Here is a 9,407-nt window from a genome sequence, read left to right as displayed (position 1 = left end):
GGCGCGGCCGCCCCCGCCCACCCGGTGAGCCCCGCCAACCCCGCCGGCCCCGCCCCCTCCGCGGGCCCCGTGAGCCCCGCCGGTTCCGGCAGCACCGACGGCGACGCCTACGCCTACGCCCACCCGTGCGAGGCAAAGGACCTGTCGGTGCGGGTGACCGCGCGCCCCGAGGCCCCGAGCCAGCGGGTGATCGAGGTCCGCAACCAGGGCTCCCGTGCCTGCGGCCTGAGCTACCACCCGCTGGTCAGCCTGGGCGACTCGCGCTCCGCGGACCGGAGCAAGGACGTCAAGCCGCTGCTCCCCGGCGGGCTGGGCGGCGCCCCCGCCTACCCGGTCGGGGCCGGTAGGACGGCGTACGCGGTGGTCGACCTCAACCCCGGTGGCGCGACCACCGGTACCGTCCCCGGGATCGACGAGCTCAACGTGCTGGCCGACGGCGACCACCTGCCCACCGCCGAGACGCGCAGCTTCCCGCTCGGCTCCGGCGCGAAGGTCCTCAAGCCGAAGTTGGGCCTGTACCGGAGCACCGTCGCGGACGCGGCCGCCACCGCGGCCACCGCCGACCGGTAGCTCCGAGCCGCTGCGCAGCCACCCGGGATTGGGGGTCCCGGGACGGCAGCGGGTAGCGTGAGCTGCGAGTTCGGCGGGGAGTCGGGCCGAGCCGCAGTGCGGGGGAGTCAGGAACATGGGTGTGGAGACCGACGAGTTCGCCGGGATGCTGAGGACGCTGAAGGAGCGTTCGGGCCACAGCTACGGCGTGCTCGCGACCCGACTGCACACCAGCACCTCCACGCTGCACCGCTACTGCAACGGCGCGGCGGTGCCCGCCGAGTACGCGCCGGTGGAGCGGTTCGCCCGGGTCTGTGGGGCGAGCGACGCCGAACTCGTCGAACTGCACCGCCACTGGATCCTGGCGGACGCGGCGCGGCGCCGCGAGGCGGGCCCGGCGGCCGCGCCCAAGCCGACCCCGGTTCCGAAGCCCGCCCCGCTCCCGGAAGCGGCCCCGGAAGCGGCCCCGGAACCGGTACCGGAACGGGCGTCGGAGCCAGTCCTGGACGTGGTGCGGACGGTGCGTTCGACGGACCCGGAGCCCGGGACCGGCCGACGGCGGTCCCGGGCGCTGCTCGGCGCGGTGGCCGTCGTCGGCCTGGCCGTCGCCGGATCGGCATTCGTGCTGTACGGCCGTGGCGAACCCGTCACCGCGTCACCCGCAGCCGTCACGTCCTCGATCGCCGCCACCACCACCCCGAGCACCGACGCCACACCGACCCCGCCCCCGGCGCCGGTACTGCCCCCGGCGACGACCCCGGACCCGACGGCGACCCCGGACTCGACGGCGTCCCCGACTCCTGCACAGACCCCGACCCCGCCCCTGACGACGGCCGCCGCGGCGCCGGTCGCCGACACCCCCGCCCCCTTCCACGTCAACGTCCTGACCGACAACTGGGGAAGCCCCTGCGGCCAGTGGTTCCTCTCCTCCCGCTCCCCGGGCCAGGTGTCCGCGCCGCCGGACGCCGTCGCGGAGGTCGACAGCTGGGCGGCCGCCCAGCAGGCCGTCCCCGGTGGGCACCTGCGCCTGCAGCTCACGGCCCAGGGCGCCGACGCCACCCCGGTGGTCCTGCACGCCGCGTACGTCCATGTCGTCAGCACGCAGCCGGTACCCAAGTGGAACGCCTACATGCCCGTCTCCGGCTGCGGCGGCGGCCTCACGCCGGCGTCCTTCGCGGTGAACCTCGACGCGTCCGCGCCCCGGCTCACCCCGGTGCCGGGGCGGGAGAGCACGGGCAAGTCCGTCACCTCGAACTTCCCCTACCGCGTCTCCGCGACCGACCCGCAGGTGATCGACGTCGACGCGACCACGGCCGCACAGGATGTCACCTGGTACCTCGACCTGGTCTGGAGCAGCGGCGACCGCCAGGGCAGGCTTCGCGTCGACGACCACGGCCGACCCTTCCGCACGGCCGGCATCCGTGACACCGCCGCCTTCCTCCACGACGGGAAGCGCTGGATCCCCACCCGGCCCGACTTCTGAGCCCCGACCTCTGAGCCCCGGCCCGGCCCCGGCGCGTCCCGGCCCGACCGAGCCCGCCTGAGTACGCGTACTCATGCGCCCGCCGTTCGCCCCCGGACAGGATGGTGGCGCCGTGGCCGGAGGCGCCACGGCGTTACGGATCCGAAGGGGAGGCCATGAAGCGAGCAAGGGCTCTGACCGTGGCAGTGGCGGCAGCGGCAGCGGCGGCGGTATCGGTGGCGGGCGTGGCGCCCGCGGTTGCCGCGGACGACGTCCTGCTCCCGCATCCGGGGCCGGACGGCCTGGTCTGGGTGCCGGAGCAGGTCGGGGACGGCGGTGTGGTGTCGGGCGGGGCGTGGAGCAGCCTGCCGACCGTTCTGACGGTGGCCTGCGAGGGCGGCGGCACCGTGCAGGTGACGATGGAGTCGCAGGGCGTGCCGACCGCGTCCTTCGCGGTGGACTGTCCGGTCGGGACGGCCGGGGTGGGGTCGGCGACCATGGCTCCGGGGTTGGTGTACGGATCCTTCTCCGTGGGCGTCGACGCCTCCGAGGTGACGACCCGGTGGTCCCTGACGGTGACCCAGCCGGAGTAGCGGCCACAGGGTTCCGATCCTCCACCACACAGCGCGCCGCCGCCTGCTTCCCCCTCCAGGAGCTGAAGGAGGAAGCAGGCGGCGGCGAGGAGCGGGACCGACCGGGCCGGGTCAGGCGGCCGTGGTCAGGTCGGCCTGCTGCGGTTCGGCGCGGACGGCCCGGGCCGGGAGTCGGCGCTCCAGGCGGAGCAGCAGCCCGCCGCCGGCCAGCGCGGTCGCGGCCAGCACCAGCCAGGGGAGTCGGCTGTCGAGCGCCAGCAGGCCGGTGAGCAGCGAGGGGGCCAGTGCCGCGGACAGTGACCAGGAGAGCTGGTAGGCGGCCATGTAGCGGCCGCGGACGGCGGCCGGGGCGGTGGCGGTGACCAGGGCCGAGGCGGCGGGGTTGTGGACGATCTCGCCGAGGGTGATCACGACGACCACGGCCAGCAGTCCGGCGACGGTGAAGCGTCCGGCGGCGGGGACCAGCAGGGCCTGGGCGAGGAAGCCGAGGGCGAACAGCGCGGCGCCGGTGGCGGCGGCCCGGTTGCGGGTGGTGAACCGGCGGACGGCGATCCCGGCGGGGACGCCGAGGGCGGCGCAGAGCACGGTGTTGACGGCGAAGGAGATGCTGGCCAGCGAGGCGGAGGTGTGCAGGACGTCGGTCACGTACACCGGGAGCAGCACCGCGAGCGCCGCGTAGCCGAGCGAGATCAGCATGTTGGCGGTGGCCAGTCCGAGGAAGGGCCGGTCGGCCAGCACCGCGCGGTACCCGATCCGCGGGGTCTCGGATTGGGCGGCGCTGTCGTCCGCGACCTTCGGGCGGCCGTTCGGGACCCGGTGGACCAGGGTCGCGGCGGCCAGGAAGCTGACGGCGTTGAGCAGGGCGGCGACGGTGTAGCCGCCGTCCCCGGCGACGCCGACCAGCAGGGCGGCGAGCAGGCTGCCGGCGCCGAGGCCGGCGTTGGCGAGGCTGCGGCTGAGGGCGTTGACGCGCTCCAGGCCGGCGCCGGAGGTGAGTTCGCCGATCCGGGCCTGCTGGACGGCGGGGTAGCCGCGGGTGGCCACGGCGGTGACCAGGGTGACGGCGACGAAGGCGGGCAGCGCCGAGGCGAAGGGGTAGACGGCGAAGCCGGCGGCCCGGACCAGGTGGAGGGCGACCTGCACGCGGCGGGCGCCGAACCGGTCCACGGCGGTGCCGACCAGCGGCAGCGCGACCATCGCGACCAGGCCGGTGATGGTGAGCACCAGTCCGATGACGGCCAGCGGCAGGCCGGTGACGTGGAGGAAGAAGACGAGGCTGAACGGCACGTACATGCCGTTGCCGAGGGCGTCGATGGCCAGGGCCGTCATCAGGTTGCGTTCGCCGGGGAAGCCCGGGCTCCTTTTCGAAAGCATGTGAGTAACTTAGCACTAAGCTAATTGCTGTCAAGCCTCTTTCCGGCAAGCGACCCTGTGGCACACTCACCCCCATGACCAAGAGCACCGACCCCACCCCGAACCCCGTCCCGCCCCGCACCACCCCCGACCCGGTGGACGCGATCACCGCCCAGTGGCGCCAGGAGCGGCCCGACCTGGCCGAGGGCCTGTACGCGATGGAGGCCTTCGGGCGGATCTTCCGGCTCTCCCGCGGCATGGGCGACCTGATGGAGCGCGCCTACGCCCCGTTCGGCATCGGGCGCGGCGAGTTCGACGTGCTGGCGACCCTGCGCCGGTCCGGCGAGCCGTGCTCGCTCTCGCCGCGCGAGCTGACCGCGACCCTGATGCTGACCACGGGCGGCATGACCGGGCGGCTGGACAAGCTGGAGCGGGCCGGCCTGGTCACCCGTTCGCCCGACCCGAACGACCGCCGCGGCCTGCGGATCGACCTCACCCCCGAGGGCCGCTCGATCGTCGACGCGGCGGTGGCCGCCGGGCTCGACGTCCAGCGCCGCACCGTGGACGCCCTCGGCCCCGAGCGGGCCGCCCAGCTCAACGACCTGCTGCGCGACCTGCTGGGCTCACTGGGCGACTGATCCCGCCTCCCGCCGCGCCCGTCGCGCGGTCCTCGCGTGTTCTTCCGCCCGTCTGGTCCCCGATGCGGGACCATACGGGCGAAAGCGTACAAAAACCAAGCGAGGAAGAAGGGTTGGACGTGTCCGGTAGCGAGAGCGAGAACCCAGCAATTCCCTCCCCCGTCCCCCAGGAGACCCACCCCCGGACGAACCGGGACTGGTGGCCCGCCCAGCTGGACCTCCAGGTGCTGCACCAGCACTCGCCGCAGTCCAGCCCGCTGGACGCGGACTTCGACTACGCGGCGGAGTTCGCCACCCTCGACGTCGACGCGCTGAAGCGGGACGTCATCGAGCTGATGACGAAGTCGCAGGACTGGTGGCCCGCCGACTACGGCCACTACGGGCCCCTGTTCATCCGGATGAGCTGGCACGCCGCCGGCACCTACCGGATCGCGGACGGCCGGGGCGGCGGTGGCAGCGGCGCCCAGCGCTTCGCCCCGCTCAACAGCTGGCCGGACAACGCCAGCCTGGACAAGGCGCGGCGACTGCTCTGGCCGGTCAAGCAGAAGTACGGCCGCAAGCTCTCCTGGGCCGACCTGCTGGTGTTCGCCGGCAACTGCGCCATGGAGTCCATGGGCTTCCGGACCTTCGGCTTCGGCTTCGGCCGCGAGGACATCTGGGAGCCGGAGGAGATCTTCTGGGGCCCCGAGGACACCTGGCTCGGCGACGAGCGCTACAGCGGCGACCGCGACCTCGCCAACCCGCTCGGCGCCGTCCAGATGGGCCTGATCTACGTGAACCCGGAGGGCCCCAACGGCAACCCGGACCCGGTCGCCGCCGCCCGTGACGTCCGGGAGACCTTCGCGCGGATGGCCATGAACGACGAGGAGACCGTCGCCCTCATCGTCGGCGGCCACACCTTCGGCAAGTGCCACGGCGCGGTCGACCCGTCCTACCTCGGCCCGGAGCCCGAGGCCGCCCCGATCGAGCAGCAGGGCCTGGGCTGGCGCAACACCTACGGCACCGGCAGCGGCGACGACACCCTCACCAGCGGACTCGAAGGCGCCTGGACCAGCCGGCCGACGGTCTGGGACAACGGGTACCTGGACAACCTGTTCCGCTACGAGTGGGAGCTGACCACCAGCCCGGCCGGGGCCAAGCAGTGGAAGCCCACCGACCCCGCCGCCGGGGACACCGTGCCCGACGCGCACGACCCGTCGAAGCGGCACGCCCCGATGATGCTGACGACGGACCTCGCGCTGCGCGAGGACCCGGTCTTCCGGCCCATCTGCGAGCGTTTCCACGCCGACCCGGACCAGCTCGCCGAGGCCTTCGCCAAGGCCTGGTACAAGCTGCTGCACCGCGACATGGGCCCGCTGTCCCGCTACCTCGGCCCGTGGGTGCCCGGACCGCAGCTCTGGCAGGACCCGGTCCCCGCCGTCGACCACCCGCTGGTCGAGGACGCGGACGTGGCCGCCCTCAAGGGCCGGATCGACGAGTCCGGCCTGGGCATCCCGCAGCTGGTCACCACCGCGTGGGCGGCGGCGGCGAGCTTCCGCGGCACCGACAAGCGCGGCGGGGCCAACGGGGCGCGGCTGCGGCTGGCACCGCAGAAGGACTGGGAGGCCAACGCCCTGCCCGAGGTGGCCGACACGGTGCGGCGGCTGGAGGAGATCCGGCGCGGCTTCAACGACGCCCAGAGCGGTGCCAAGCGGATCTCGCTCGCCGACCTGATCGTCCTGGGCGGCTGCGCGGCGGTCGAACGGGCCGCCCGGAACGCCGGACACACCGTCACCGTCCCGTTCGCGCCCGGGCGCACGGACGCCTCGCAGCAGGAGACCGACGAGGCGGCGTTCGCCGTGCTCGAACCGCGGGCCGACGGCTTCCGCAACTACCTGCGGGCCGGCGAGAAGCTGTCACCGGAGACCCTGCTGCTCGACCGGGCGAACCTGCTGACCCTGACGGCGCCCGAGATGACCGTCCTGGTCGGCGGCATGCGCGCGCTGAACGCCGGCTACCGGGGCTCGCAGCACGGCGTGTTCACCTCCCGGCCCGAGGCGCTGACCACCGACTTCTTCGTCAACCTGCTCGACATGGGCACGGAGTGGAAGGTGTCGGACTCGGACCCGAACGTCTACCAGGGACGGGACCGCGCGACCGGCGCGGCGAAGTGGACGGCCACCGCCGTCGACCTCGTCTTCGGGTCGAACTCCCAGCTGCGCGCCCTCGCCGAGGTCTACGGCGCCGGGGACGCGGACGCGAAGTTCGTCCGCGACTTCGTGGCGGCCTGGACCAAGGTGATGGACCTCGACCGCTTCGACCTGCGCTGACCCGTTGGGGCCGGGAGCGTCGCCGCTCCCGGCCCCACCCGCCCTTACTGCTACCTGAACAGGCGGTCGCCGGGGCCGGCCATCCGGTGAGTGCCGCCGTGCTTGCCGACCCAGTCCCGGACGAGGTTCACGGCGTTGGCGCACTGCCAGCCGTTGTCGTACTCGCGCACCCCGGTGAAGGCGCCGTACCCCGCGATGATGCCGTCCACCCCGGCGTCGCCGAGGAGCTTGTCGACGTACCACGGGTCGTTGTAGGTGGTGGTCCAGGACAGGGTGGCCGCGAGCCGCCCGGCGGCCCGGTCGGCGGCGCCCTTCTTCAGCTCCGCGCAGGTGTTCCAGGTGGGTTCGGTGCAGTTGCCGAAGCCCTTGGTGATGTCGCTGTCGCCGTAGTCCATCGCCCGGCGGCCGTTCGGGAAGCCGGCGCCGGAGCGGTCGAAGGCGCCGCGCACCTGGTCGCGGGTGCCGGTGGTGGTGATGCCCTCCAGGGGGCCGAGCTTGCCCTCCAGGCTCTTCCAGCCCCGGCCGCCGACGTCCGGGGTGTCGCCGCCGTGGTACTCGAAGAAGCCGTAGAGCACCTGGATTCCGGCGGCCGTCAGCCGCTGGGCCTTGTCCCGCAGTCCGGCGACGCTGCAGGTGCGGTTCGGCTCCGCGCCGCAGTAGTTGGGGTCCTTGATGTCGAGCCAGACCAGCGACAGCCGGCGGCCCGCGTTGGCGTTGGCGATGATCCGGTCGAGCATGCTGTCGAAGCTCGGCCCGAGCCGGTTCTCGCCGGCCGAGGAACAGTCGTGCCAGGCCCGCCACTCGTTGGGGTTCCACCAGGCGCAGACGTCGATCTCGATGCCGTTGGCGCCGTGGTTGAGCGCGGCGTCCACCCCGTCGAGGGTGTCGACGCGGTGCGCGATGGCGTAGATCGGCCGGCGGGAGTCGGCGGCGTGCGCCGGGGCGGCGGACACGGTGGGCCCGATGAACCCGCACAGCGCGGCCGCCAGGGCGGGCAGCATCCGCAGGCGCCTGCCGCGCCGGTGATGAGTCGTCACGAGTTCGCTCCTTCTGTCGGCACTCGATTTGTCTGTGATCTGACAAATCAGTATCACCAACCGTGCGTTGACGCACAGTGAACGGAGCCCGACGAGGAGTGAATCCGGACACTCCCGCATTAATTCGGTTGCGCCGATCTTGGGAGGCGCTAGGCTTCCGTTGTTCTCGCTACGGGGCTCTCCGTGGCGGTGCCACGCCTCTCCTGTGAGTGCCGTGGTGTGGGGATTGACGTCGAGAAGCAGAGGAGGTGCGGTCAGATGGTCGCCGCCGTGACGCGGCGCGCCCTTGTGCGCGCGCCATACGCCTCTTCCTCTCGTCTTTCGCCCATCGGCTGACGACGCCGCACGACCGGCGCGACGGTGGGCTGTTCCTCAGGAGCCACCACAGTGCGTGAGCGCTTTTCCGACACCGATTCCTTCTCCCGTATCCGCGCCAAGGGCGCACCGCGACGCGGCCGCCGGTCCGAGCGGTTCGACGAGCCCGAGCCCGAGCTCGTCCGCTGGTTCGACGACCAGGTCGGCGACCACGGCGGCGACCCCAGTGCCGCCGACGCCGGCTACGACAGCCACGACTACTACTACGACGACGACAGCTGGGAGCACGCCCACGGCGGTACCTGGGGTGACACCGGCGACGGGCCGGCCGAGGGCGACCGCTGGTCGACCTGGGACCAGTCCACCCCCACCGAGAAGGGGCCGGAGCCGCGTCCCGCCTGGGTGGTGACCGAGCTCGCGGCCGTGGACACCGAACTCGGCCTGGTGAAGACCGGGAAGGAGGCGGACGTCTTCCTCCTGGAGCGCGGCGTCCCCGGCGGCGGCCCCCGCACGCTGATGGCGGCCAAGCGGTACCGCGACTCCCAGCACCGGATGTTCCACCGGGACTCCGGGTACCTGGAGGGGCGCCGGCACAAGGAGTCCCGGATCGCCCGGGCGATGGCCAAGCGCACCGCCTTCGGCAAGGAGGCGATCGCCTCGCAGTGGGCCGGCGCCGAGTTCACCGCGCTCTGCCGGCTCTGGTCGGCGGGGGTGGCCGTGCCCTACCCGGTGCAGATCACGGGCACGGAGATCCTGATGGAGTTCGTCGGCGACGAGAACGGCGCCGCCGCGCCCCGGCTCGCGCAGCTGCGGGCGGAGGAGGCGGACGTCGAGGACCTGTGGGAGCAGCTGGGCCGGAGCCTGTCGCTGCTGGCCGCCGACGGGTACGCGCACGGGGACCTCTCGGCGTACAACATCCTGGTCCACGACGGGCGACTGGTGATCATCGACGTGCCGCAGATCGTGGACGTGGTCGCGAACCCGCGCGGCCGTTCCTTCCTGGAGCGGGACGTGCGCAACGTCGGAGCCTGGTTCGTGTCCCGGGGCCTGCCGGAGCGGCGGGTCGGCGAACTCGTCGAGGCCTTGGCGTTCGACGCACGGCTGAGGTGACCGGAACGGCGAACGCCGGGACGGCGGGCACGGGCCCCTGC

The 9,407-nt window shown here is 73.3% G+C and carries 8 protein-coding genes; 6 read left to right on the top strand and 2 right to left on the bottom strand.

From position 1 onward, the window contains the following. From AB0N76_RS31760 to AB0N76_RS31750, 3 genes are all read left to right on the top strand, one after another. A partial coding sequence (locus AB0N76_RS31760; protein ID WP_363563060.1) for a DUF4232 domain-containing protein occupies positions 1 to 570 on the top strand: 570 nt, incomplete at its 5' end. Between the two features lie 115 nt (positions 571 to 685). Then, positions 686 to 2,032 (top strand): helix-turn-helix transcriptional regulator, encoded by a 1,347-nt coding sequence (locus AB0N76_RS31755; RefSeq protein ID WP_363563058.1) that lies wholly within the window; start codon positions 686 to 688, stop codon positions 2,030 to 2,032. A gap of 224 nt (positions 2,033 to 2,256) precedes the next feature. Beyond that, positions 2,257 to 2,604, top strand: coding sequence for a hypothetical protein (locus AB0N76_RS31750; RefSeq protein WP_363563056.1), 348 nt, complete (start codon positions 2,257 to 2,259; stop codon positions 2,602 to 2,604). Positions 2,605 to 2,715: 111 nt separating this feature from the next. Here AB0N76_RS31750 and AB0N76_RS31745 read toward each other — a convergent pair whose 3' ends face one another. Then, complete coding sequence (locus AB0N76_RS31745) at positions 2,716 to 3,978, bottom strand: MFS transporter (RefSeq protein ID WP_363563054.1); 1,263 nt, start codon at positions 3,976 to 3,978, stop codon at positions 2,716 to 2,718. Positions 3,979 to 4,052: 74 nt separating this feature from the next. Here AB0N76_RS31745 and AB0N76_RS31740 point away from each other — a divergent pair, with 74 nt between their 5' ends. Next, complete coding sequence (locus AB0N76_RS31740) at positions 4,053 to 4,595, top strand: MarR family transcriptional regulator (protein ID WP_363563052.1); 543 nt, start codon at positions 4,053 to 4,055, stop codon at positions 4,593 to 4,595. 119 nt (positions 4,596 to 4,714) lie between these two features. Continuing rightward, on the top strand, positions 4,715 to 6,904 hold the full coding sequence (gene katG, locus AB0N76_RS31735; protein ID WP_363563050.1) for a catalase/peroxidase HPI: 2,190 nt from the start codon (positions 4,715 to 4,717) through the stop codon (positions 6,902 to 6,904). A 50-nt stretch (positions 6,905 to 6,954) separates the two neighbouring features. Here katG and AB0N76_RS31730 read toward each other — a convergent pair whose 3' ends face one another. After that, on the bottom strand, positions 6,955 to 7,941 hold the full coding sequence (locus tag AB0N76_RS31730) for a phospholipase (protein WP_363563048.1): 987 nt from the start codon (positions 7,939 to 7,941) through the stop codon (positions 6,955 to 6,957). Between the two features lie 387 nt (positions 7,942 to 8,328). Between AB0N76_RS31730 and AB0N76_RS31725 the strand changes: the two genes are divergently transcribed. Then, positions 8,329 to 9,366, top strand: coding sequence for an RIO1 family regulatory kinase/ATPase (locus AB0N76_RS31725; protein ID WP_363563046.1), 1,038 nt, complete (start codon positions 8,329 to 8,331; stop codon positions 9,364 to 9,366). The last annotated feature ends 41 nt before the right edge of the window (positions 9,367 to 9,407 follow it).

Origin of the sequence: Kitasatospora sp. NPDC093806 (assembly GCF_040683335.1) — a bacterium.
In the GTDB taxonomy this organism is placed as follows: Bacteria; Actinomycetota; Actinomycetes; order Streptomycetales; family Streptomycetaceae; genus Kitasatospora.
Note: the sequence above shows the minus strand (reverse complement) of the source record. Positions and strands in the feature narration are given on the sequence as shown.

Coding starts and splice junctions, on each gene's coding strand:
- AB0N76_RS31755 (WP_363563058.1), top strand. CDS start 686: ATGGGTGTGGAGACCGACGAGTTCGCCGGGATGCTGAGGACGCTGAAG.
- AB0N76_RS31745 (WP_363563054.1), bottom strand. CDS start 3,978: ATGCTTTCGAAAAGGAGCCCGGGCTTCCCCGGCGAACGCAACCTGATG.
- AB0N76_RS31740 (WP_363563052.1), top strand. CDS start 4,053: ATGACCAAGAGCACCGACCCCACCCCGAACCCCGTCCCGCCCCGCACC.